This is a genomic window from Acinetobacter bereziniae, from assembly GCF_016576965.1.
GTDB classification, from domain to species: Bacteria; Pseudomonadota; Gammaproteobacteria; order Pseudomonadales; family Moraxellaceae; genus Acinetobacter; species Acinetobacter bereziniae.
The window spans coordinates 1140703-1164388 of the sequence record NZ_CP066119.1 but is presented as its reverse complement, the minus strand read 5'-3'; the positions used below and the strand labels follow the sequence as shown (position 1 = coordinate 1164388).

General features: G+C 37.8%; 22 protein-coding genes, 4 tRNA genes and 1 riboswitch. Of the genes, 16 read left to right on the top strand and 10 right to left on the bottom strand.

Features of this window, described 5'->3' with window-relative positions:
- A complete protein-coding gene (gene coaD / locus I9192_RS05365) occupies positions 1 to 492 on the bottom strand; it encodes a pantetheine-phosphate adenylyltransferase (protein WP_004828311.1) in 492 nt (163 codons plus the stop codon).
- Positions 493 to 652: 160 nt separating this feature from the next.
- Here coaD and smpB point away from each other — a divergent pair, with 160 nt between their 5' ends.
- Positions 653 to 1129 carry an SsrA-binding protein SmpB gene (smpB, locus tag I9192_RS05360; RefSeq protein ID WP_004828309.1) on the top strand — a complete coding sequence of 159 codons (477 nt, stop codon included), beginning with the start codon at positions 653 to 655 and terminating at the stop codon, positions 1127 to 1129.
- 41 nt (positions 1130 to 1170) lie between these two features.
- Here the strand turns inward: smpB and I9192_RS05355 are convergent, their stop codons facing one another.
- The 5 genes from I9192_RS05355 to rluD all read right to left on the bottom strand — a co-directional run bounded on the left by I9192_RS05355 (position 1171) and on the right by rluD (position 7057).
- A complete protein-coding gene (locus I9192_RS05355; protein ID WP_005030725.1) occupies positions 1171 to 2487 on the bottom strand; it encodes a hypothetical protein in 1317 nt (438 codons plus the stop codon).
- Between the two features lie 368 nt (positions 2488 to 2855).
- Positions 2856 to 4388 carry a hypothetical protein gene (locus tag I9192_RS05350; protein ID WP_005030726.1) on the bottom strand — a complete coding sequence of 511 codons (1533 nt, stop codon included), beginning with the start codon at positions 4386 to 4388 and terminating at the stop codon, positions 2856 to 2858.
- A gap of 159 nt (positions 4389 to 4547) precedes the next feature.
- Complete coding sequence (locus I9192_RS05345; RefSeq protein WP_004828290.1) at positions 4548 to 5099, bottom strand: flavodoxin family protein; 552 nt, start codon at positions 5097 to 5099, stop codon at positions 4548 to 4550.
- A 125-nt stretch (positions 5100 to 5224) separates the two neighbouring features.
- Positions 5225 to 5968 (bottom strand): peptidoglycan editing factor PgeF, encoded by a 744-nt coding sequence (pgeF, locus tag I9192_RS05340; protein WP_005030727.1) that lies wholly within the window; start codon positions 5966 to 5968, stop codon positions 5225 to 5227.
- A gap of 36 nt (positions 5969 to 6004) precedes the next feature.
- Complete coding sequence (rluD, locus tag I9192_RS05335) at positions 6005 to 7057, bottom strand: 23S rRNA pseudouridine(1911/1915/1917) synthase RluD (RefSeq protein ID WP_005030728.1); 1053 nt, start codon at positions 7055 to 7057, stop codon at positions 6005 to 6007.
- A 71-nt stretch (positions 7058 to 7128) separates the two neighbouring features.
- On the opposite strand from rluD, the gene I9192_RS05330 reads away from it, so the two are divergent.
- Positions 7129 to 8151, top strand: coding sequence for an outer membrane protein assembly factor BamD (locus tag I9192_RS05330; RefSeq protein WP_004828285.1), 1023 nt, complete (start codon positions 7129 to 7131; stop codon positions 8149 to 8151).
- Positions 8152 to 8298: 147 nt separating this feature from the next.
- The gene (locus I9192_RS05325; RefSeq protein ID WP_005030729.1) at positions 8299 to 10212 is read left to right on the top strand and encodes a DNA primase; all 1914 of its coding nucleotides are present in this window, start codon (positions 8299 to 8301) and stop codon (positions 10210 to 10212) included.
- 522 nt (positions 10213 to 10734) lie between these two features.
- Here the strand turns inward: I9192_RS05325 and hemA are convergent.
- Positions 10735 to 12021, bottom strand: a complete 1287-nt coding sequence (gene hemA / locus I9192_RS05320; protein ID WP_005030732.1) for a glutamyl-tRNA reductase — start codon at positions 12019 to 12021, stop codon at positions 10735 to 10737.
- A gap of 77 nt (positions 12022 to 12098) precedes the next feature.
- On the opposite strand from hemA, the gene I9192_RS05315 reads away from it, so the two are divergent.
- From I9192_RS05315 to panD, 11 genes are all read left to right on the top strand, one after another.
- The gene (locus I9192_RS05315) at positions 12099 to 13811 is read left to right on the top strand and encodes a tetratricopeptide repeat protein (protein ID WP_005030733.1); all 1713 of its coding nucleotides are present in this window, start codon (positions 12099 to 12101) and stop codon (positions 13809 to 13811) included.
- Between the two features lie 8 nt (positions 13812 to 13819).
- Entirely contained in the window at positions 13820 to 14419 is a 600-nt protein-coding gene (gene lolB / locus I9192_RS05310) for a lipoprotein insertase outer membrane protein LolB (protein WP_005030735.1), read from the top strand.
- Positions 14420 to 14444: 25 nt separating this feature from the next.
- Positions 14445 to 15272: a 4-(cytidine 5'-diphospho)-2-C-methyl-D-erythritol kinase gene (gene ispE / locus I9192_RS05305; RefSeq protein WP_200150171.1), complete on the top strand. Its 828-nt coding sequence runs from the start codon at positions 14445 to 14447 to the stop codon at positions 15270 to 15272.
- A gap of 4 nt (positions 15273 to 15276) precedes the next feature.
- Positions 15277 to 15351 (top strand) — tRNA-Gln (locus I9192_RS05300).
- Between the two features lie 30 nt (positions 15352 to 15381).
- A tRNA-Gln gene (locus I9192_RS05295) sits at positions 15382 to 15456 on the top strand.
- Positions 15457 to 15475: 19 nt separating this feature from the next.
- Positions 15476 to 15550: transfer RNA gene (locus I9192_RS05290), tRNA-Gln, on the top strand.
- A 90-nt stretch (positions 15551 to 15640) separates the two neighbouring features.
- Positions 15641 to 15715, top strand: a tRNA-Gln gene (locus tag I9192_RS05285).
- A 36-nt stretch (positions 15716 to 15751) separates the two neighbouring features.
- Complete coding sequence (locus I9192_RS05280; protein ID WP_004828271.1) at positions 15752 to 16705, top strand: ribose-phosphate pyrophosphokinase; 954 nt, start codon at positions 15752 to 15754, stop codon at positions 16703 to 16705.
- Between the two features lie 97 nt (positions 16706 to 16802).
- Positions 16803 to 17099: a 50S ribosomal protein L25 gene (gene rplY / locus I9192_RS05275; protein ID WP_004828269.1), complete on the top strand. Its 297-nt coding sequence runs from the start codon at positions 16803 to 16805 to the stop codon at positions 17097 to 17099.
- A gap of 20 nt (positions 17100 to 17119) precedes the next feature.
- Positions 17120 to 17698, top strand: a complete 579-nt coding sequence (pth, locus tag I9192_RS05270) for an aminoacyl-tRNA hydrolase (RefSeq protein ID WP_004828267.1) — start codon at positions 17120 to 17122, stop codon at positions 17696 to 17698.
- A gap of 155 nt (positions 17699 to 17853) precedes the next feature.
- On the top strand, positions 17854 to 18234 hold the full coding sequence (gene panD / locus I9192_RS05265; RefSeq protein ID WP_004722504.1) for an aspartate 1-decarboxylase: 381 nt from the start codon (positions 17854 to 17856) through the stop codon (positions 18232 to 18234).
- Between the two features lie 59 nt (positions 18235 to 18293).
- Here the strand turns inward: panD and I9192_RS05260 are convergent, their stop codons facing one another.
- Both I9192_RS05260 and I9192_RS05255 read right to left on the bottom strand, forming a co-directional pair.
- A complete protein-coding gene (locus I9192_RS05260; RefSeq protein ID WP_005030740.1) occupies positions 18294 to 18908 on the bottom strand; it encodes a GDYXXLXY domain-containing protein in 615 nt (204 codons plus the stop codon).
- Positions 18905 to 20734, bottom strand: coding sequence for a DUF2157 domain-containing protein (locus tag I9192_RS05255; RefSeq protein ID WP_026040305.1), 1830 nt, complete (start codon positions 20732 to 20734; stop codon positions 18905 to 18907). The genes I9192_RS05260 and I9192_RS05255 overlap by 4 nt, the downstream gene beginning before the upstream one ends.
- A 171-nt stretch (positions 20735 to 20905) precedes the next feature.
- Positions 20906 to 21064: riboswitch (FMN riboswitch) on the top strand.
- A gap of 109 nt (positions 21065 to 21173) precedes the next feature.
- Between I9192_RS05255 and ribB the strand changes: the two genes are divergently transcribed.
- The gene (gene ribB, locus I9192_RS05250; protein WP_004828260.1) at positions 21174 to 21833 is read left to right on the top strand and encodes a 3,4-dihydroxy-2-butanone-4-phosphate synthase; all 660 of its coding nucleotides are present in this window, start codon (positions 21174 to 21176) and stop codon (positions 21831 to 21833) included.
- A 116-nt stretch (positions 21834 to 21949) separates the two neighbouring features.
- Here ribB and I9192_RS05245 read toward each other — a convergent pair whose 3' ends face one another.
- Positions 21950 to 22432: a DUF1289 domain-containing protein gene (locus tag I9192_RS05245; protein ID WP_004828258.1), complete on the bottom strand. Its 483-nt coding sequence runs from the start codon at positions 22430 to 22432 to the stop codon at positions 21950 to 21952.
- A gap of 232 nt (positions 22433 to 22664) precedes the next feature.
- On the opposite strand from I9192_RS05245, the gene trhO reads away from it, so the two are divergent.
- Positions 22665 to 23597 (top strand): oxygen-dependent tRNA uridine(34) hydroxylase TrhO, encoded by a 933-nt coding sequence (trhO, locus tag I9192_RS05240; protein WP_004828257.1) that lies wholly within the window; start codon positions 22665 to 22667, stop codon positions 23595 to 23597.
- The last annotated feature ends 89 nt before the right edge of the window (positions 23598 to 23686 follow it).

Here is a 23686-nt window from a genome sequence, read left to right as displayed (position 1 = left end):
TTACCAACCTTGTTGATGTTTACGGTGAAAAGCTTCGACCACACATTGTGGCACAAATTTAGCGACATCACCTTTTAATCGCGCAATTTCCCGAACCATCGTTGAAGAAATAAATGAAAATTGCTCTGAAGGTGTTAAAAATACTGTTTCAAAATCATGATCCAATTGACGGTTCATATTGGCAAGCTGAAATTCATATTCAAAATCTGACACAGCTCTTAATCCACGTAAAACAGCAGTCGCATTTTGCTCACGGGCAAAATTTACCAATAAGCCATCAAAGCCAACAAACTCAACATTAGGTAGATGTTTGAGTGATATTTTCGCTAACTCTACACGCTCTTCTAAACTGAATACTGGATTTTTATGATGTCCAATCGCAATTGCAACGACGACTTCATCAAACATCCGTGAAGCGCGGGCAACCAAATCCACATGGCCATTGGTAATTGGATCAAAAGTTCCTGGATAGATGACACGAGTTTTAGACATCCATTTGTACTCAAGTTTGTTATGTAGGGCTATAGTTTAACAAAAACTTAAATCTTAGCGAATAACCTCTGCACATTTAGCCTTTGCTTTAATTGTGAAATGACTTCACCTCAAGCCAAGTTTAAGGCAGAATAAGGCTATTCTTGGAATTATTTGTATTATGTCGAAAAATATTGTCGTAAAAAAAAATAATGGCGGGACGATTGCACAAAATAAACGTGCGCGTCACGATTATTTTATTGAAGAAAAATTTGAAGCTGGGCTTTCGTTGCAAGGCTGGGAAGTAAAGTCATTACGTGCTGGACGTATGACCATTACAGAAAGCTATATTACCTTTAAAAATAATGAAGCGTTTCTGTTCGGCGCTCAGATTCAACCTTTGTTATCTGCATCAACACATGTGGTACCTGAAGCAACACGTACGCGCAAGCTACTGCTTTCCCGTCGTGAATTAGAAAAGTTAATGGGCGCAGTCAATCAAAAGGGCTATACGTGTGTACCATTGGCATGTTACTGGAAAGGTCACTTAGCAAAACTAGAGATTGCTTTAGTAAAAGGTAAACAGTTGCATGACAAACGTGCTACGGAAAAAGACCGTGATTGGCAACGAGACAAAGCTCGAATTATGCACAAATAAGAATAACCTCCGAATGGAGGTTTTTCTTTTAGAAAGAATACTTAACAGAACTTTAATGAACCATAGCAGTTAGGTGCAAAATCTTGGTTTTTAAGCTGTAAATCTTGCAATGGGAAATTGACTGATGTATTCGGTAAATTAATATTACCAATTTCTAATGAGCTGCCCAATAAACAATCTAAAGCTTGGCAGGATGGTACAGCTGTCGTCGCTAATGCATTACTTAATGGACCAACGACTTGCTTAAGTACATCATTGGTAATATCGATCCCTTTAGATGGAGTCACATTCCCAATATCAACAGCATCCTCAAATGCCATCCACCAACCTCTTTGAGCGGTCACCTCAGCATTTGGCCACCATACATTTTGACTTTGCAATGATAAAGAAAATGGATTATTTAAAGGAATTTTATGGATATAGCCCAAACTTTCACTGATCGATAGATTTGCTGTTAACCCTGTAATATCACCATTAACCTGTTTCTCTAAATTTAATGTGCCCAATAAAGGAACTTTTACACCCGCTTTTAATCGCCCACCAAAGTTTAAACGGTCAATATAAGCTTTGCCTGTTAAGTTCACACTACTTTGTCGCATCCCATTAATTGTTGCTGAATCAACTTGAATGGGTGCTGTAGTACTTTGCAAAGTTAAATTATAATCTGTTGAAGATAAGGGCAATCGCCCACAAAAAAATAGTACACAAACATCTACATTTCCAGTGATTGGCATTTGAGTATCGGTATAACTCATACCTCGACTATTTGTATAACCTAAACCTGTCGTCGCTTTTGTCTTTAAAAAACCACTAAGTGAATTAATACCATTCGGAGTTTCTGAATTTTCAGTTCCTGCGGTTAACATCCCTAAAACCTTTTCAGCACTTAAACGTAAACCCACGACTTCTCTTGTTGACGCTGCATCAGGGTTCTTTATTGCGAACTCTAAAAAAGGATTGGTTAATTTGGCACTTGAACCAGCTCTTCCCTCACGGGTATCTGCTAAACCAGATAAGCTGAGGTTATCAATATCAATATCACAGCCACCTGCACCATTGATACCGCCACATCCTAGTTGTAATTTTTTTATGTTGGCATTCAGCTCAAGTTCAGCTTCCATCCCAAGCTTATAAAAGCCAACCCCCTGCCCTTGCATTTTATTGGCAGCATCATTTGGAGCAATATAACCAAGACTCATCAATGCTTGACCTTGAACTTTTGAAAGCTCAGTATCATTTAACTCGACCAAACCCTTCGATTGAGGCAAATTAGCAAAACTATCAATCGAAATAAAAAATCCACCACAAATTAAAATCATCTTACTGATTTTAATTAACTTTCCTACAACAACTTCCATATCACCTGCTCAGATTTTTATTATTGGTCAAAAATATAGGAAAATGATCAATAACAAAATAGCCGATCAGGACAAATATTTTGTCTAATTTAACAATAGTCTTTTTCACCTAAATAAGATAATGGTTTTTAATATTTTTTATATAAGTTTATTTTGTTAATTTATTTAAATAACAATGAAATACATATTTTATTTTGGATAATTTTTTATCAACCTATCAAGTATTTTATAAAAAATCATTACAGAGTTTGTATTCCTGAAATGAAAACTTTCCTAGTTGTGGAATGATGAATAATTTTATTGGGAGATCAAAAGAGGTTAAGTTTGCAACAAAGTCTCTTAAATAGCATTTTGTCGTTAAAAGGAATTTAACAGAATTTCAATGAGCCATAACAGTTTGCTACAACATTTTGATTTGTTAGTTTTTGATTAGTCAGAACCAATTTAGCAGGATTATTTTCTGTATAACTTCTCAGGTCTACATTTAATTTCTGTGTTATTGGTTGATTGGTTAAAGCCTGCCAAGCTTGTCCAATATTTAAATAGGGATAATTTTCTCTTTTATTTAAATATTGTGAAACTAAAGTCGCGACTTGAGGTAAAACTGCCCCAATATCAACTTGATTACTCACATTGAGTTTACCTAGTTGTACTGGATCTGCGAAAGACATCCACCATCCTTTTTGCGCAACATCGGTATTTCTTCCCATTTGTTGCAAATTGTTTTTAGCTTTATCTATGTCTGCAATAGTTGCACCTGGCCACAATAAAGCCTCACTTTGTACAGACAAATAACCGCCTGTACCAGTTAACGGAATATTATGAATCATACTTAAAGATTGCATGAAATCGATAGACATGTTTATATTCTGAATATTTGAACCATTCGCCATTTTAAAAGTTGCTACAGGTACTAGCGCCTTGACAATTGGACATAATGATAAAATTCCAGCACTTTCACAACTCAAATTAACTTTTAAGGCATCATTTATAAACATCGATTCTGGGTATCTTGAAGTTCCATCAGATGCAATAGGAATAGTAGCGATAGTTGTACGAATATCTTTAACATTTGCTATGGTATTTCTCACTCCATTAATTGTAAAAGGATTAATATCAAAAGAAGTACTAACACTCGGAATTGTTATCCCCGTAGTTCCATTGTTAAAAGGATTACTCGTAAAATTTACATTTACTAGCCCACTAATATTTGCAACCCCAGTCAAAGTTTGATCACTAGCATTTTTCCCGAAAATAATAGGTTTTGTGCTTGCAGTTCCACTTGTTTTAGCGATTTGCATAAATCCACTTAATCTTTGAATTCCATCAGTTTGTGAAGCTGTAGATAAATTATCTAATCCCGCTGTTAACAAAGCATTAATTTTTTCTGCACTAAATCGTATTCCTTTCACTTCTCTTATAGATGAGCTATTAGGATTACTAATTGCAAACTCTAAAAAAGGGTTAGTTATCTTTCCACTTGTCGAGGGGCGCCCAGTTAAATAAACTGGATTCCCATTGCTATCATAAGTATTAGGCAATCCACTCAATGATAAATTTTTAATGTCTATATCACAGGCACCAGCACCATTGACTCCACCACAACCAAGCTGAAGGTTTCTGATATTTGCATTAAGTTCCAACTCTGCTTCTAAACCTAATTTATAAAATCCTATATTATTTGAAGTAATATTCCTCATTGGGTTGGTTGCATCAGTTGGTGCTAAATATGAAAGACTCATCAAAGCTTGCCCTTTCACTTCAGACAACTCTGAGTCATTTAACTGAATTAAAGATGTGATTTTTTCATTTTCGGCAAAACAATTCATTGATAAAACTATTGCACTTGAGATTAAAACTATTCTTGTCCTTTGAATTGTTTTTTGAGCATTGATATCCATATCATCCACACATGTTTTTATTTTTCTAATCAAACATAGTGCAATGAAGCATAAAAATATTAGCTTACTACGACAAATCACTTAGCATTTTGCGACAATGATCGCATTAATTTAAACAAAAAATAAATATTAGACGTTTTACCTAATTTTCTAGTTAGATTACCTAAATTTATTTAATAATAGTGCAAGATACTCACCAAACCACAAGGCTGTTTGTAAATCACCAGATGGCGGTGTTAAGTCAACAGGTGCATTGTCTGATTGCGTCATTAAACCCAAATAACCCGCCATACGGTTTAAATCTGTGGGCTTGATTCCTGTTGGCATTAAAGGCAAACCAGACCAAAGCATGCCATGTTGCATCGCAAAGATATTAATCTGCTGTAATACGGATAATTTGTCTCCGCTTAAACCACCTGAGTTAGTAAATGCGGCAGCGAGCTTCCCTTGCCAATCACGATTTTTCCAACGCTTAGAGGTTGAGTCCATAAACATTTTAAATGGACCTGTTACACTGCCCATATAAGTAGGTGAACCAAATACAATTGCATCGGCTTGGTCCAAAATATCCCAATCTATATGCTCAATATCCATTTTATGGACAGTCACTCCAACCTTCTCGATGCCCTGCGCAATATAGCTCGCGACTTTAGCAGTATGACCAAAAGGGCTATGATAAACAATCGCGATAGATTTAGCAGATAAAGACATATCAATTGAAAACAAACAAATTTAGTCAAGTTTAACATCAATTCATTTTTAAACAATTCTTGTGAAGTGTTAAAAGTACTTTTACTCAATCTATAAAATTTCGAGCAATATCTCAAAATATAGTTTTAGTTCTGCATAAATACAAAAGTTGCCATACGACCTGTTTTAGGGCGACGGCGGTAGGAGTAAAAGTCCTCAGACTGACGATAAGTACACTGATCACCACCCGTGACAATTTTAACACCCTGCTGTTTAAGGATATAACGTGCAATCGCATACAAGTCTGCATAGTATTTACCGTCTTGTTCACCCTCATTAAAAGCTGTTTCCAATTCAGCATATTGAGTACAAAAAGCAGTTTTTACTTCCTGACCAATTTCAAAACAAGATTGACTAATTGCAGCCCCTAGCCATGCCCATGCTGGTTGAGATGTCATTTCTGAAATGGTATTTTCAATAATTCCACCTGCTAAACCTCTCCAACCTGCATGTAAATTAGCAACTTCAGTACCATCTGCATTTCCCAAAACCACAGGTAAACAATCCGCAGTCATCATCATCAAGGCATGACCTTGTGTTTGCGTTACCAACCCATCCCCCACTAAGGCATTAAATGTAATTTCTTCATTGATGGTGTGACAAATCGTACTATGTGTTTGTGTCATCCATGTAATCTTGTTGACACCATGTACAGCGAACTCATCCAATAAAATCATCCGATGTTGCTGTACACGCCGTGGATCATCATTCACATGCAACGCTAAATTGAAACCTCCAAACTCTTGCTGTACAGATGGTAAAGCCATTGGATGTTGTATATGTGTTTGACCAACATATACGCCTAGAGGTAATCCCTGAACAAATTGCATGTAACTCTCCACTAACCATCAATTATTTTAAATAAATTAATACGCTTTATTTTCAGAACGCAAAACTTCAACCAAGTTGGTAAAATCTTCAGGCCAAGGCGCTTCAAATATCATTTCCTCTTGAGTACGTGGATGAATAAGTCCTAATTTAGATGCATGTAGAGCTTGACGTTTAAAGTTACGCAAAGTGCTACTTAACTTTTCCGAAGCCCCAGCAGGTACTTTAACGCGACTCACATAAACAGGATCACCAACCAATGGATAACCAATATAAGTAAAGTGAATACGAATCTGATGTGTACGTCCCGTCTCTAATTGCGCCTGTACACGAGTAAAATGCTGAAAACGTTCCTTAACATTATAATGCGTCACAGCATCACGACCGCCAGGTAAAATCGCCATTTTGACACGATCAACAGGATGTCGTTTGATCGGTTCATCAATGGTTCCACCAGCTATGATATGACCATAACAAACTAAGTCATAAACACGATAGACTGATTTTTTAGCCAATTGTTTACTTAACGAAAATTGTGCTTCTAAGTTTTTAGCAACAACCAATAAGCCACTGGTATCTTTATCGATACGATGTACTAAACCTGCGCGGGATAATTCCGAAGATTTAGGATAATGGTAGAGTAAAGCATTGACCAATGTACCATTCGGATTACCCGCGCCAGGATGTACAACCATACCCACAGGTTTATTGATCACCATAATATCGTCATCTTCATAAACGATATTTAAAGCAATATTCTCAGGCTGCGCAGTTGTTTGAGTTTCGAGTTCAACATTGAGACTTAACTGTTCATTGCCTTCACATTTATACTTAGGCTTGACCGTGTTACCATTTACCAACAAATGACCGTCTTTCATCCACTGCTTAAGTTTTTCACGAGAAAACTCGCTCCAAACAAGTGCAGCAACTTGGTCGATACGTTGCCCTAAATAGCTTTCATCCAGTTGAAATTGCAACGATAAACGTGTTGCAGTTGGCGCAGAATTATGATTATCTGCATCCTCAGAATCTTCAAGTAAATTGAAATCATTTTCTGAGAAATTAGAATTAGAAGAGTGTGCTGAAGTCATTTGCTCATTCGGACAAAAGTGGTTTAATAGCGCAATTGTAGCCTATTGCCCGTATCAACAGAGGAATTTTTATGTCGCTACCACGTTATAAAGTCACAATGCTTGCTTTAACTGTAGGCTTAGCAACAGTATTTGTAGGTTGTAGCAGCAATCCCAAGAAAGAGGTTGTCGATACAGGTCCAAAATCAAATGAGCAGACTTATTACAATAATGCGATAAAATCACTAGACCGTGGGCAATACGGTGATGCTGCAAAAGCGTTGGAAGCTATGGATACATACTTCCCAACGGGACAATATGCACAGCAAGCTCAACTTGAACTGCTTTATACCAAGTTCAAGCAAAAAGATTATGAAGGTACAATCGCGCTGGCAGATCGTTTCATTCGCTTAAATCCTCAGCACCCAAATTTAGACTACGCTTATTATGTCCGTGGTGTGGCAAACATGGAGCAAAATTATGACAGTTTGCTTCGTTATACTTCGTTGAAACAAGCACATCGTGACGTAGGTTATTTAAAAATCGCTTATCAAAACTTTGTAGATTTGATTCGTCGTTATCCATCAAGCCAATATTCGGTTGATGCTGCACAACGTATGAAGTATATCGGTCAAGAATTGGCTGAAAGTGAGATGAATACTGCCCGTTTCAATCTTAAACGTAAGGCTTATTTGGCTGCAATTGAACGCTCGCAATGGGTCATTGAACATTATCCACAAACCCCACAAATTCCTGAAGCTTTAGCAACCATGGCTTATGGCTATGACAAACTGGGCGACAAAGATACTGCACAACAATACAAAGACGTGCTTAAGCTGAACTATCCAAACCTTGTTAAATCAAATGGTGAAGTGAATATTCGTGCTGCACGCAAAGAAGGCAGTTGGTGGAACCGTGCGACCCTTGGTATTTTAGGTCGTGGTGAAAAAGCAGAAGTATCAAAAGATACAAATACTGAAACATCTTCAAACTCAGAACAGCAGTCGAGCTTATTGAATAAAGTTAGCTTTGGCTTGCTTGATCGTCCAAATCGTGAAGTTTCAAAAGAACCTGCTCGTGCAGATGAAAGCCTTTATGACGGTCAACGCAAATAAGGTGTGTTAAGAAATATCATCTTTGATATGACTTCACCGCGACAATTCAAGACGGGTTTTTACCCGTCTTTTTTATTCATGGATATTTTTAAGGTTAAAACTGCGTTAAACTTTAAATGACTTCAAACGATATATGACTTAAATTTTATGGCTATTCCTCAGCACACAATAGATCAAATTTTAGATCGTACCGATATTGTCGATCTGATTGGTCAACGTGTGAAATTGAAAAAAACAGGTCGTACCTATTCAGGTTGCTGCCCTTTTCATCAGGAAAAGTCTCCTTCTTTTCATGTATATCGTGATAAACAGTACTATCATTGCTTCGGTTGCCAGGCAAATGGTAATGCCATTCGTTTTCTTATGGATATTGATAATCGAAACTTTATCGATGTCATGAAAGAGCTTTCTAGCCAAGCTGGAATCGAACTCCCTAAAGATAATCAAGACAATAAAAAACTTTCTTATAAACGCGAAACTGTAAAACCACAAGTTAAGCCTCAAGCCCAAACGCAAGAGGATAAAAATGCAGCGTCAAAAACACAGGAACAAAATACAGAAGCCGCTCCTTCTTTTGAGATTGATCCTTTTGAAGCGTTTAGCCAGTATCCAGACCCCGAACATTTTGATCCGACACAATTTGATCAAACCGGATTTGTACAACCACCTCAAGACGGGAATCTTTACGACCTGCTCGAAAATATTGCACAGTTTTATGAACGCCAGTTACCACATAGTAAAGTTGCACAGAACTACTTCAGACATCGCGGTTTAAGCACCGAGACGATTCAATATTGGCGTTTAGGTTATGCACCTGAAGATTGGCAACATTTAGAAAAAGCATTTCCTCAAGATATTGAAGGTCTAAAATTACTTGGACTGATTCGTACCAGTGATAGTGGGCGTGACTTTGACTTACTTCGTGATCGAGTAATATTTCCTATCCGAGACAGTAAAGGTCGAGTCGTTGGTTTTGGTGGTCGTGCGTTAAATGACGAAATCAAACCCAAATATATTAACTCTCCTGACTCTGAAGTCTTTCATAAAAATCAACTGCTGTATGGATTATATGAAGGACGTAAAGATCGTGCCCAAAACTGGCTCATGGTTGAAGGCTATATGGATGTTATTGCTTTACAGCAAAATGGAATCTCTGGAGCAACAGCAACACTGGGTACGGCGAGTAATGCAGACCATTTAAGCATTTTATTTAAACAGAACAATCAAATTACGATCGCCTTTGATGGTGATGCCGCAGGTCAAAAGGCTGCTCGACGAACTTTAGAAATTGCTTTGCCTTTATTGAATGATGGGCGTGAACTTAAATTTTTTGTGCTTCCTAAAGAACATGATCCTGATTCTTTGATTCGTAAAGAAGGCTTAGAGACTTTTCAACGGATCTGGCAACAGTCACCGCTATTATCAGACTTTGTCTTTGCACTATTAAGTCAAAATTATGATGTCACCACCCCTGAAGGAAAAAGTCAGGTCATGGCAGAACTGAATCAATTGACTGAATTATTGCCTAAACAAGGTTCATATCGTTATCTGTTAAGACAGTTTTTTAAAGAAAAATTAGGCTTCAATCGTAAATGGCAACCGCAAGTCAGCTTGGATGCATCACTCTCATTTAATATTCGCACCAAAGACGAAGACTTTGCAGTGGCGATTTTAATGCAACATCCATTTTTATATATTCACTTTGAAGTGTTACGTGCATTTATTCAACCAGATGAATTGTTAGCAAAAGTGCTCGCTGTATTTGATCGTATTTTTGATGATTTACCCGATGATCAAGAACTAGCGACCTATTATATTTTAGGTGCTTGCAGTGCATACCACTTAGAGTTGTCTGAAATTATGCAACGAACCAATATCCAAGCTTTAACCGAAGCTCCAGAAATGGCGGATAAATTGGCATCGGACTACTCTCTGGCATTACAAGAAAAGTATTTAAAGCAAAAACTTAAAGCACCAGCCTCATTAAGTGAATCTCGTAATTTACGCAAACAACTCAATGAATTAACCAAGCAAATTAGTTTAAAGTTAGTTCATAGTTAATGTTTTATAAACTCTTCATTGATCATATCAATTATTTTGTAATACAAAAAATTCATGTGACTGTTCGCCTCTTCCATTGAGGAATCATAAGGTTTATAAACATTTAGATATATACGTTCTTGAAAGTTTTCATCACTAAAAAACTTATTTGTTGAATACAGGGAATTTGTTTGTGAATTTAAACTTTCAATCATAAGCGCATCCCATATTCGTGCTGAATAGTCTAAATAAAAACAGTACAGTTTAGGTTTTTGAAGATCCTTATAACATTCATCGACAGAATCAATAACCTCCAAAATTCCTCCCTGAGTATAGATGTTATGTAGATCATGGATTGCTTGTTTCAATAGCATGTCATTATCTTTTACAGGCTTTGCGAAACATTCAATTGAGATCAGTAATAATATGAATAAATATAAAGTTTTAAGCATTTTAATTTCTGTATTCTAATTTGATAACACGAGTATATATGAACAATATTTGTTGAAGCAAAAAGCTTCACTACATTACTTTCTTAAATCATTATTTTGCTTTAGGTTTTCGTTCTTGCTCAAAAATATCCTGAATATTTTCTTTCATCCATTCAAAATGTGATGGATCTTCATCCTGAGCTGCTTGACGCAGTAGAATTGAGGCAGGATGTAACAGTTTTTGGGTTAAGCGGTGGGCAAAATCTTCTAATACATGTTGGGTATCTTCACCTGCTTGAATACGCTCTATTGCATGTGCAAGCTCTGCTTGACGTTGCTCTTCGCCATGCTCGCGGAATTGCTGAATCGTACTGCCAGCATCTTTGACTTTCTGGTGTGTAACCAGTTGAGTGACCAGTTGATTGACCATCACCTCTGCTTCAACCGCAGCTTGGCGACGCTGAGCGAGATTTTCATCAATCACACTCTGTAAGTCATCTACACCATACAAATACACACCATCCAAACTTTCAACTTTCGGATCTATATCACGAGGAACAGCTAAATCGACCATAAGCATCTGTTGATAACGTCGTTTTTTTAATGCCGCTTTTACATCTGTATAAGCGATCACTTGATGTAAGCTTCCAGTACAACTTGAAATCACATCGGCACGATAAAGTTGTGTTGCAAGTTCATCAAAAGCAATAATTTCTACTTCGACACGATGGGCAATTTCTTGTGCTAACTTTTCTGCACGTTCACGACTTCGATTACAAATGAGAATTTTTGCCACACCCATTTCAGCCAAGTGTTTAGCCACCAAACTATTCATTTCACCTGCAGCAACCACCATCACTGTCAGTTTTTCAGGTTTGCTAAATACCTGTAAAGCAAGCTGTGCAACGGCATAACCCATCGATACGGCATGACTTCCCACAGCAGTTTCAGAGCGCACACGTTTTGCTGCATAAAAAGCATATTCAAAAATTTGATTGAGATTTTGTGAAACGATTTCTGCATTTTTAGCAATCGATAATGCGGATTTGACCTGCCCAAGAATCTGAGGCTCACCCAACATAAGAGAATCTAAGCCACTTGCAACACGCATCAAATGTGAAACAGCATCTGTATTTTCATAACGATATACATGATTTGACAATTGCTTTACATCAATACCATTGGTTTGGGCGAGCCAATTTAATACCATATCGGCATTTTCAGCCATGGCGTAGACTTCAGTGCGGTTACATGTTGAGACCACCACCATATCATTCAAATTTTGGCAGTGGCTTTGCTCCGTCAGCAAATCTTTTAATCGTTCTGGATTAAAAGCGATCTGCTCACGAAGCTCAACAGAGGCAGTTTGATGGTTGACACCCAATGCAAAGAAAGACATATCAGATCATCATTTCGCTAAATTTATGCTATTGTGCAATAACGGTGTCATAAAAAGCATACTTGGATTCGGAAAACTTGCGTCAAATAAACAACCGCTTAAGCGGCATGACAATTAAGCAATATTCTACCACATTCTTACTGGTTGGTAGCATGGCTTCTAGTGCTCATATTAGAGCATCTGGAGAATTTTATCATGCAAAATATAATACAAATGCATTAAAACAAAGCATCATTGCTGAATTTTCACTGGCATATAATGATACAGCAACTGCTTTGCACAATTATACGGTGTTGGCAATTCGCAGTAATTCCACCACCATTAAACAACGTGCGCTCAATGTAGCTATTGAGCAAAATGATTTAAAAGCAGCATTAGATATTGCAACACATTGGGTTGTACAAGAACCTGAAGATGTTCCTGCAAAATTTTATTTGGCACATATTGCACTCAAATCACATGAGTATGAACTGGCTGCTGAAACGCTCGACAGTATTCTTACAATCGATCCAAACGCGGATTTAGAAAAAATTCTAGAAGGAATTGCCCCTGAGTCTGAAGTTGACCGTCAAAATCTACTCAGCACACTCAGAGCAAGCAAAGAAAAAAATAACCCTTCCGTGTTAATCTTAATTGCTGGCTTAGAAGCGCAAAGTGACGAGATTGAACAAGCCCTTAAAACAGTCAATAAGGCATTGAAAAAACGCCCGAAAGTGACTGGTTTTATTCTTATGAAAGCCAATCTACTTGAGGCATTAGGCGATCAGGAAGAAACCTTAAAATGGTATAATCGTAGTAGTCGCAAAAATAAATATAACTATGACATTCGGTTGGCAGAAGTTAAATATCTGATTAAAACCCATCAATCTGAACTGGCATTAGATAAATTAGAAACCATAATTCAAACCTGGCCAGATGCTGAAGAAGCTTTGTTTATTGCAGGTTTAACAGCAATTGATTTAAAAAAATTTGATCAAGCTGAACAGTATTTGGTGGAATTACGTTATTCCTCTCGCTATCAAAACGAAGCTTATTTTTATTTAGCAGTCAATGCCGAGCGTAAGCAAAATGATGAAACGGCAAAAGCCTATTATCGTTTAGTAGATGGAAATTTATATACGGTTTCACGTCGTAATCTCGTCTCGATTTTTGAGAGACAAAATAAAATGAATGATGCTCTGCGCTTTTTAACTCAGGAACGTGTAAATTATCCGCAACATGCAAGTTTCTTATATCAAGCGCAAGCTGAAATTTTAAAACGTATGGGCAATAAAAAAGCAGCTTTAAGTTTGCTTAATGAAGCTGTCAAGAATCTGCCCGACGACCCCGAAATTTTATACTCTGAAATTTTATTGCTAGACCCTTTTGAAAATCGCGATATTCTGGACAAAGCACTTAAACAGCTATTGAATTTAGAACCCAATAATCCAGCTTATCTAAATGCTTATGCTTATACGTTGGCTTTGCAAAATCGACGTCTAGACGAAGCACGTCGCTATGCTGAACATGCTTTAGAATATGCACCCGATCAAGCATCTATTTTAGATACTCTGGGCTATATTACCTTTTTGCAGAATGATTTTGATGCAGCCTCTAATATTCTCTCTAAGGCTTATAGTTTGAGTCATAGTATTAATATTGGGATTCGTTATGCAAAGTCTTTGTATATGCAAGGTGCATTGCCACAATTTAATGAAGTGTTACAACAACTCAAACAAAATCATCCAAATGATCCTCAATTAAATCAATTAGATTCACTAATATTACCGCAACATATTAAAAAGAGTTAATCGCCTATATGCGTCACATTCAGCAGATCATCTTCGCCCTTACTGCAACAGCAACACTTGTTTTTACTGGGTGTCAGCAAGTCGTTAAGCCTGTCCCAACCACACCAACACAGGTACCTACAGATGGTTCAACTCAAAAGCCATCAAATCAATTCAATTTAGAGGGAAAAATTGGGGTAAAAACCCCAAAACAATCTGGCAGTGCTTTCTATACATGGTCGCAAAATCAACAAGATTTCAATATTCAGCTCAATGGTATCTTAGGTATTGGTAAAACCATTATTGAAGGAAAATCAGGTGAAGTGACTTTAAACAGTTCTAAGACTGGGTTAATTTCAGCTGAAAGCCCAGAAGAACTTCTTGAAAAAGCCACCGGTTGGGTCGCTCCCATCACGCATATTGTTGACTGGGTACAGGGCTATCCTGCCACTGAAAATGCACAAGTTGCACATGACTCAGCACAACGTATTACTCAAATTGTTGAAGATGGTTGGACAGTAGATTTTAGTTATAATCATCAGGCGACTTTACCCAACAAACTAATTTTAAAGCAACAACTTGAATCAGGTCAGGAAAACCGTATTACAATGGTGATTCAAAACCGTTAAATCTCAACATCAGGCAATCAAATCTATGCTTCGTGTTCCCTCACCTGCAAAATTGAATCTGTTTTTGCATATTACTGGTCGCCGTGAAAACGGTTATCACGAGTTGCAAAGTATTTTTCAGCTCATTGATTTATATGACTGGCTAGAATTTAGCCAAACAGATTCCGATCAAATCGTGATTGAGGGATTGGAGAATGTCGATCTGCAACACAATCTGATCTACAAAGCTACACAAATGCTGCTTCCTTATGCGAAACACGCAAGTGGCTTAAGTATTCGTATTGAAAAAAATATTCCAATGGGTGCTGGCTTAGGTGGTGGCTCATCAAATGCGGCAACTACATTGATCGTGGTCAATCAATTGTGGCAATGTGGGTTAAATACTGAACAACTGGCAGCATTTGGCGTTAAATTGGGTGCAGATGTTCCTATCTTTGTGCATGGTCGTAATGCTTGGGCAGAAGGTATTGGTGAACACTTAACATTCATAGACTTAGATCAAAAACAATACATTGTGTTAAAACCTGATTGTTTTATCAGCACTCAACGACTTTTTTCGCAAAAAACATTGACAAGAGATACGAAGCCTACTAAATTTTGCGCCTATCAGCTAAAGCCATCTGATTTCAGAAATAGCTTTGAGCCATTGGCAAGAAGTTTATACCCTGAGGTTGATGAAGCAATGCAGTATTTAGATCAGTTCGGTACAGCAAAGCTTACAGGTACAGGTGCTTGTGTTTTTGTTGAAGTCACTGAACAAATGAAGATTGATGATATTTTAAATCATTCACCCTGCAAAGCCTTTTTGGTCAACAGTTTGAATGAATCACCACTCACTCATTTTAAAGTGTAATGATAGGGGCGTCGCCAAGTGGTAAGGCACCGGGTTTTGATCTCGGCATCCGTTGGTTCGAATCCAGCCGCCCCTGCCATCATTTTTCACCTGTAGATCGTTGTATTTTAGGGGCGTCGCCAAGTGGTAAGGCACCGGGTTTTGATCTCGGCATCCGTTGGTTCGAATCCAGCCGCCCCTGCCATTAAATACAACATCGAATTAGGGGCGTCGCCAAGTGGTAAGGCACCGGGTTTTGATCTCGGCATCCGTTGGTTCGAATCCAGCCGCCCCTGCCATTTTCTCAAAAAAGACAGAACATGGTATTTGCATTTAATGTTGATTTACCTTGACAGAAACATGCAAAAACACTAAAATTCTGCCGCATTAGGGGCGTCGCCAAGTGGTAAGGCACCGGGTTTTGATCTCGGCATCCGTTGGTTCGAATCCAGCCGCCCCTGCCATCTAATTTCAAATCTGCCAACCGCCAAGGGTGCTTCATGCCCAATCTTGTCGTTTTTAGTGGAACTGCGCATCCACAATTCGCCCAAAAAGTCGTTAGCCATCTGCACATTCCTCTTGGAGCTGCTGCTGTAGGTAAATTTTCTGATGGTGAAATCACTGTCGAAATTACTGAAAATGTGCGTGGTAAAGACGTATTTATCGTACAGCCCACTTGTGCCCCTACCAATGATAACCTTATGGAAATCCTGGTAATGGCTGATGCATTGCGTCGTGCAAGTGCTGGTCGTATTACTGCTGTAATTCCTTACTTTGGTTATGCTCGTCAAGACCGTCGTCCACGTTCAACTCGTGTTCCAATTACAGCAAAAGTTGTCGCAGATATGCTGACGACTGTTGGTATTGACCGTGTTGTCATGATCGATTTGCATGCTGACCAAATCCAAGGCTTCTTCGATATTCCTGTAGATAACATCTACGGTACACCTGCTTTACTTGCTGACTTGCGTCAACAACAGCATCACAACCTGATGGTGGTTTCACCTGACGTTGGTGGTGTTGTGCGTGCACGTGCTGTTGCAAAGCAAATGGGTGATATTGATCTTGCAATCATCGATAAACGTCGTCAAAAAGCAAATGAATCACAAGTGATGCATTTGATTGGTGATGTACGTGATCGTGACTGTGTAATCGTGGATGACATGGTGGATACAGCTGGTACATTGTGTAAAGCTGCCGATGCATTAAAAACTTTTGGTGCACGTAAAGTGGTTGCTTATGCAACACACCCTGTACTTTCAGGTAAAGCACTTGAAAATTTAAGCAAATCTGTGATTGATGAATTGGTTGTTACTGACACAATTCCACTTTCAGAAGAAGCATTAAAACTTGGTAAGATTCGCCAAGTTTCAGTAGCAAGTATGGTTGCTGAAACAATTCGTCGTATTAACAACGAAGAATCTATTAGCGCAATGTTTGATTCTTATCTATAATAGCGCAAAATTTTCAAAGCCCTGCCCTTAGGTGGGGCTTTCTATCACTGGACTGGTCGAAAGTTCAGTCAATTAAACTCAATGAGGAAATGTCATCATGGCAAACTTCGTATTAAATGCAGTAGCACGTGAAGAAGCAGTTCAAGGGAAAGGTTCGAGCCGCCGCCTTCGTCTTCAAAACAAAGTTCCAGCAATCATCTACGGTGGTGCTGCTGAACCTGTAGCAGTAACTTTAGAACTTCGTGAGCTTGTTAAAGTTTTAGAAAACAATGCTTTCTTTGAAGAAGTTGTTGAAATCAACATCGATGGTAAAGTTGAAAGCGTTAAAATCCAAGCGTTACAACGTCACCCATCTAAAAACACTCCTATGCACGCTGACTTCAAACGCGCATAAGTGTTTAATGGTGTAAATGAGTGAGTAAACTTTCACTGATTGTTGGTTTGGGTAATCCAGGTTCTGAATATGCCCAAACCCGCCATAATGCAGGCTTCTGGTTTGTTGAACGCCTTGCAGAGCAATATGGCATAACTTTAAAAACTGATTCAAAATACAAAGGAATCAGTGGTCGCGGCAATATAGAAGGACAAGATGTTCGTCTGTTACTGCCAACAACATTTATGAACCTTTCTGGTCAAAGCGTTGTTCCTTTCGCAAAATTCTATCAAATTAAACCAGAAGAAATTCTCATCGCCCACGACGAACTGGATATGGATCCAGGTGTAATTCGTTTAAAAACTGGCGGCGGACATGGTGGTCACAATGGTCTACGTGACATTGTTCCACATATCGGTTCTAATTTTCATCGTCTTCGTATAGGTATTGGTCATCCTGGCGCAAAAGAAAAAGTATCAGGACATGTACTTGGCAAAGCACCAAGTAGTGAACAAACACTGATGGACGATGCTATACATCATGCTTTAGCGAGAACGAAATTATTGGTCAATGGTGAGATTCAGCAAGCAATGAATCAAATCAATGCTTATAAACCATAATTCAAAGCTCAATTTTTACATTCTTTGTTCAACAATTTTTCTTGCTATGATTCATTTTTAAGAGCAAAATGCGCTTTCAAATGTATCCCCCCTATTGAAAATTGTTGATCCATCGCAAGATAACAATCGTAAGGGCAACTCTGGAGACGCGCATTATGCTATCTCGTTTATTAAAAGCAAAAATCCATCGTTGTGTTGTAACACAAGCAGAACTACATTATGAAGGCTCTTGTGCAATCGACGGTATTCTCTTGGATTTGGCTGGTATTCGTGAATATGAAGAAATTCATATGTGGAACGTGACCAATGGTAAACGTTTTACAACTTATGCGATTCGTGGTGAAGAAGGCTCAGGCATTATTTCTGTCAATGGTGGTGCTGCACTTCAAGCTGATGTGGGTGATTTAATGATTATTGCAACCTTTGGTGACTTTACCAACGCTGAAGCAGATGCGCATAAACCTCGCCTTGTTTATGCAAACCCAGATAATACGGTGAATCACACAGCAAACTGTATTCCTGTTCAAGTTGCTTAAGCAACAACAGAGCATTAAGAACCCGCACAATAATGCGGGTTTTTTGTTATCCAACCAACTTATAACGCTTTATTTGCTGGACTAAATCCATCTCGCCAATGTTGTTTATTTTCGCAGTCCAAATCTTGTAACTGCGCTCCTCTTAGAGATGCAAGGATTGTATTACCCTGTTGATCAACTTTAAATTCTGCATACTGCGCAGCTTGATAACATTTCCCTAAACCTTCAGCGAACAAGAAACTTTTTGATGCTGGATATAATGATGTATATCGATTATCTGGGTTTTTTAATATTAACCGAGTAGTTTTTACATTTTTCGGCGGATCAAAATAAGTATGAATCACTCGACGCTGTTGATCTAATTCTACAAAGGTCAAAACCGAAGAGTTATTTTTTATACGTTCATCATAATAATGCCCTGAAAACACCTGACCGACTGTCTCAGTAGTTTCATTAGTAGGTTTTGTAGGATGAAGTCTTATGTCCTGAGGCACTAAATAAAGCTGATAGCGAAGTGCCATGTAATCCCCTTGAATAAAGGAACGTGGATCTACAGGCTGTAAACGAACATAGACACTCTGACTATTCTTCAAATGCTGTTCATTCTTAAAAATAATTACTAGAAAGAGAACTATGCTCATTAAAGCAAGACAAAGAGGAATGATTTTTTTCATGTATTTTCCCTCTCTACTGATTGGAACTTATGTAACACCCAAGTCAATGCCAACAACAATAATCCTGAGCTAAAAATACTTAGACTTTTAATCAGGAAGCTGACATTTAAAGCGTAGTAAATAAACCATAAGGTCAAAGCCAAAGTGACCAAAGCTAATCCGTAGACGATCTTATCGTGCTGTGACAATGCCCATGAAAGTATCGCCATACAGATAAAAATTTCAAAATAACCATAAAATATCAATACTGCAGCAAAAGCCAACAATATGACTTGGGCAACCACGCTAAATTGATTGCGAATCCGCAACATCATAAACAAAGCCAACCATAAAATAGGTAAGCCCAAATTCAGAATAGGAAGATATTTGATTTTTTCTAATTCATATTGCCCAAATAGTGAATAGAAGCCTAAAGATGACAGAATAATCAGTAAATTAGCCAAAGCTAAACTTCGTTGGTATTGACTATGTTGAACACGCTGCACCCAAATCATTGCCAAATAAAACCCATAACTCAATAAGGTCAAATATGAAAAATTTTCAATGAAACGATGTACGCCAAATAGCGTGCTTAAATCCCAGATCAGTGCAATACCAGATAAGTACAAAACAAAAATTTGAATAAAAATAAAAAACCAATGGCTACGAATAAAATAACTGAGAGACAGCATAACCAGCTGAATAAAGAAAATAGGAAAGAATTGATCTGTTAATTCAAAGCTATGGAAAATTACAGCATTTTGCCCTGCAATCCATATACAATATGCAAACTGTCTTAAAAATAAAGCGTGTTTATTTTTTAAAATAAAGGCAGCCAGCACCACAAAAACGGCTCCCATAATTAAGGAAAAATTACCCCAAAAAGTCAGCATCAATGATGCTAATACAATACCTGCAATCCATGCGCCTACAGCGATCGGAATGTTATTAAATCTGTTTTGAGGAATAAACTTAATTAATAAAACAGTAATCAGTGCAAACCATGCAAAAACCAGTAATGCGATTAAAAATAAACCGAGCACCTCTGATTCTCGAAAAAAGCCATTCATCCACTTGAAAATCACCAGTGTAAAAGTAATCCCCAAACCAACGGCTGAAAGTACACTACACAGTTGATCTTTTTTTCGATAAAAATAAATAAATGCGACAGAAAGCAGAAAAAAAGACGAAATCAAATAGGCGATTTTGACGTTTAATAAGGTAAAAATCATAGCTGTGGCATATGCTAACTCACCATCACCATATAAAAATAAACCCATATGCCAAATCGAAAGAATGCTAAACCCTAAGATAAAGAGATAACGTAATTTTTGATAATAACGAAGACAAAAATAAAACTGAAATAATAAAAGAAGATTTAAACTAAAAATGAATGTGACAGGATATTCATCAGCCCAAAATGTTTGTTTAAAAAACAAAAATAAAGTGAGTTGGCTAGTGATACATAGTAAGGTAAAAATACCAATATTGTGACGATATAACCAAGGAAGCAATAAAATAGACCAGATCAAAAACAGTAAATAACTGTCCGCTCCCGTTTGGTAAATTTGACCGATGACCGCCAAACTTAAACCGATCATTAAGCCACTAATCGTATGTAAACATTGCACTAAATAATCATGTCGAACAAAGAACAGACTTGAGCATGCACTCAACAATAATAAGACTTGCGGAATTGCCAACTGCAAAGCTTGTGGCAACATAAACCAATTCGCTGCGGTTAAATACAAAATACTGACAGCAATGAGCGTAAATCCCAAAACCTGCAAATGTTGAACGAAATGATCATTCCGCCATGAATATATATCTTGCTGTATATTCATCAATGCACTCCCCCCTACTTATTGTTTGTTGTTTATGAATATCACTATGAAGATAGATACTGTTGAATAATGTATAAATTTGATTATTTTCTATAGCAAATATTGTTCTAACCATAGTACTCATCATTCTAAAAAAAGCATCCATTCCAAGAAAAACTGGCTATAATGACTTTACATCGCTTCAGGGCGGGGTGTAATTCCCCACCGGTGGTAAATTGGACTGATTTTTAATCATAAACCAAAAGCCCACGAGCCTATCACTTGAAATCAGTGATTCGCAGATTTGGTGAAATACCAAAGCCGACGGTATAGTCCGGATGAAAGAAGACGACGTCACAGCTTAAAAATTTCAATATTCGTTATTGGAAAAGGTTTTGTAACGCCACTATTTCACATGTCCTGAAATGTTCAACCGTATTTTCACTTTTACGAGAGCGTTTCAATGTCTAGTTTAATTCAACCTGAAATTTTCTTTTCTGCATTATCTCCAGCAGAACAACGTATCCAGCAAGCTTTAGAAGATATGCGCCAAGGCAAACCTGTTTTGGTCATGGACGATTTTGATCGTGAAAACGAAGCTGATCTAATTGTTGCTGCGGAAACACTCAATGTTGAAACCATGGCGCGTATGATTCGTGATGGTTCTGGTATTGTCTGTTTGACACTTACCGATGAACTCGCTGACCATCTTGAATTACCACCTATGGTACAAGACAATTCGAGTCAATTTAAAACAGCATTTACCGTGACCATTGAAGCTGCCCAAGGGGTTACAACAGGCGTTTCAGCAAAAGATCGTACCACTACGATTCATGCTGCTATTAAAACTGGTGCTGTAGCAAGTGACTTAAACCGTCCTGGTCATGTTTTCCCATTACGTGGTCGTGCTGGTGGCGTATTAACACGTCGTGGTCATACAGAGGGTTCAATTGATTTGGCTCGTATGGCAGGTTTAAAACCAGCGGGTGTGCTTTGTGAAATCACCAATCCTGATGGAACAATGGCAGCTGGTATTCAAGTGCTTGCTTATGCGCAGACACACCATTTAACCGTCATTACCATCGAAGAATTGGTGCAGTACCGCCTCAAACACAATATTTAAAAATCTACTCCATAATTTAGATTGTGGTGCTTCATAATAAAATCCCAATTCAAATGGTTGAATTGGGATTTTTTGTCGCTTTAATTTATTTTTAAAATATGTATTTTTGTTAAGATCTAAACATCTTCCAAATGCAAAATACTCTGTCGAATACCATCTGCGCGTAACCATGCAAAATCATAACTTGCTGTTGCCAAAGCCAAAACACGACGCTCAAACTCATCCCATAAAGGTTTCACTTGTTTCGATTGAATCCCCAAACCACTTTCTTCTGCCAAATGCTTATTTTTTTCACAAAGTTTTAAGGCATGATAAAGCTTGCGACCTTTTGATGCCGAATCCAGTACACGAATACGTTTGCCTTGAATAAAGCCTTCTATATGTCTTAAATCTGCAAGTGGAAGCATTGGAACCAAAATTTGATCTAACTGCGCATCTAAGCGCTTCCAAACCGCCAAACGTTGATCTGAATTATAAGTGTTCCATTGAATGACTTCGTGATTAAAACGGCGACAGCCGCGACACACAGAATCACCAAATACCGTTGAGCAACGACCAGCGCACGGTGTTAAAGTTGGTATTCGACGCTCATTACTCAAAATAGACTCCTTACATCCACAAAACCACACAGATTTTTAGCATAAAACATCATTTCGCAATACTATATATTGTATATAAATTATTTTAAAGCACTAGATTTAGTATAAAAAACCATATTTTTCTCATGGAATAAAAAAGCACTACAAACACTAGGGTTTTCTCGCATATTCTTGCAAATCACGTTAAAATAGCCGCCTTTAATTTTGTCCTATTTTATATTTGGAGTACTCCATGAACGCTACTGTAGAACAGCTTGCACCTGTAGAACAGCAAGCGACCTCTGGTTGGGTTGTTGCCGCACTTTATCAATTCAAAGAAGTTCAAGATCCTGCTGATCTTCAACAACGTCTCTTAGACTTGGTAAAAACAATCAACCTTTGTGGTACTCTTATTGTAGCGAATGAAGGAATCAACGGAACAGTTGCAGGTGATCGCCAAGCAATTGATACGATTCATCAATTCTTGTTAGATCAAGGCTTCAGCACAATGGAATACAAAGAATCTCATAGTGCCGAAAAACCGTTCCGAAAAATGAAAATTAAACTTAAAAAAGAAATTGTAACACTCGGCGTTGAAGTCAAACCACGTGATCTGGTAGGTCACTATTTAGACCCTAAAGAATGGAACGAATTGATTGCCCGTGATGACGTCATTTTAATTGATACACGCAATGATTACGAGTACAAAGCAGGTACATTCAAAGGTGCCATAGATCCAAAGACAGAGACTTTCCGAGAGTTTCCAGACTATGTAAAAAAAGAGTTAGAACAGCATAAAGACAAAAAAATTGCGATGTTCTGTACAGGTGGTATTCGTTGTGAAAAATCGACTTCTTTACTTTTACAAGAAGGTTTTAACGAGGTATATCATCTTAAAGGCGGTATTTTAAAATATCTTGAAGAAACCCCTGCTGATGAAAGCATGTGGGAAGGTGAATGCTTCGTATTTGATGGACGTACTGCGGTCACACATGGCATGCAAGAAGGTGAAAATATTAAATGTCACGCTTGCGGTTGGCCATTGATTCCAGAAGAAGCTGCTCTTCCAAGTTATGAACATGGTGTTTCTTGTAAATATTGCATTGATAAAACAACCGAGCAACAAAAAGAAGGTTTCCGTATGCGCCAATCTCAAATTGTTGCGGCAAAGCGCAAACGCCTTTAATTCTACAGATCTGATAAAAAGCCGTAGTTCATCCACTACGGCTTTTTATTGTAATACCCATTGCATGCTCAATATCAGATTCAAAATTT

What these genes read in the sequence shown, in the direction of transcription:
- coaD (WP_004828311.1), bottom strand. Translation starts at nt 492, where the DNA reads ATGTCTAAAACTCGTGTCATCTATCCAGGAACTTTTGATCCAATTACC.
- smpB (WP_004828309.1), top strand. Translation starts at nt 653, where the DNA reads ATGTCGAAAAATATTGTCGTAAAAAAAAATAATGGCGGGACGATTGCA.
- I9192_RS05355 (WP_005030725.1), bottom strand. Translation starts at nt 2,487, where the DNA reads ATGGAAGTTGTTGTAGGAAAGTTAATTAAAATCAGTAAGATGATTTTA.
- I9192_RS05350 (WP_005030726.1), bottom strand. Translation starts at nt 4,388, where the DNA reads ATGGATATCAATGCTCAAAAAACAATTCAAAGGACAAGAATAGTTTTA.
- I9192_RS05345 (WP_004828290.1), bottom strand. Translation starts at nt 5,099, where the DNA reads ATGTCTTTATCTGCTAAATCTATCGCGATTGTTTATCATAGCCCTTTT.
- pgeF (WP_005030727.1), bottom strand. Translation starts at nt 5,968, where the DNA reads ATGCAATTTGTTCAGGGATTACCTCTAGGCGTATATGTTGGTCAAACA.
- rluD (WP_005030728.1), bottom strand. Translation starts at nt 7,057, where the DNA reads ATGACTTCAGCACACTCTTCTAATTCTAATTTCTCAGAAAATGATTTC.
- I9192_RS05330 (WP_004828285.1), top strand. Translation starts at nt 7,129, where the DNA reads ATGTCGCTACCACGTTATAAAGTCACAATGCTTGCTTTAACTGTAGGC.
- I9192_RS05325 (WP_005030729.1), top strand. Translation starts at nt 8,299, where the DNA reads ATGGCTATTCCTCAGCACACAATAGATCAAATTTTAGATCGTACCGAT.
- hemA (WP_005030732.1), bottom strand. Translation starts at nt 12,021, where the DNA reads ATGTCTTTCTTTGCATTGGGTGTCAACCATCAAACTGCCTCTGTTGAG.
- lolB (WP_005030735.1), top strand. Translation starts at nt 13,820, where the DNA reads ATGCGTCACATTCAGCAGATCATCTTCGCCCTTACTGCAACAGCAACA.
- ispE (WP_200150171.1), top strand. Translation starts at nt 14,445, where the DNA reads ATGCTTCGTGTTCCCTCACCTGCAAAATTGAATCTGTTTTTGCATATT.
- I9192_RS05280 (WP_004828271.1), top strand. Translation starts at nt 15,752, where the DNA reads ATGCCCAATCTTGTCGTTTTTAGTGGAACTGCGCATCCACAATTCGCC.
- rplY (WP_004828269.1), top strand. Translation starts at nt 16,803, where the DNA reads ATGGCAAACTTCGTATTAAATGCAGTAGCACGTGAAGAAGCAGTTCAA.
- panD (WP_004722504.1), top strand. Translation starts at nt 17,854, where the DNA reads ATGCTATCTCGTTTATTAAAAGCAAAAATCCATCGTTGTGTTGTAACA.
- I9192_RS05260 (WP_005030740.1), bottom strand. Translation starts at nt 18,908, where the DNA reads ATGAAAAAAATCATTCCTCTTTGTCTTGCTTTAATGAGCATAGTTCTC.
- ribB (WP_004828260.1), top strand. Translation starts at nt 21,174, where the DNA reads ATGTCTAGTTTAATTCAACCTGAAATTTTCTTTTCTGCATTATCTCCA.
- trhO (WP_004828257.1), top strand. Translation starts at nt 22,665, where the DNA reads ATGAACGCTACTGTAGAACAGCTTGCACCTGTAGAACAGCAAGCGACC.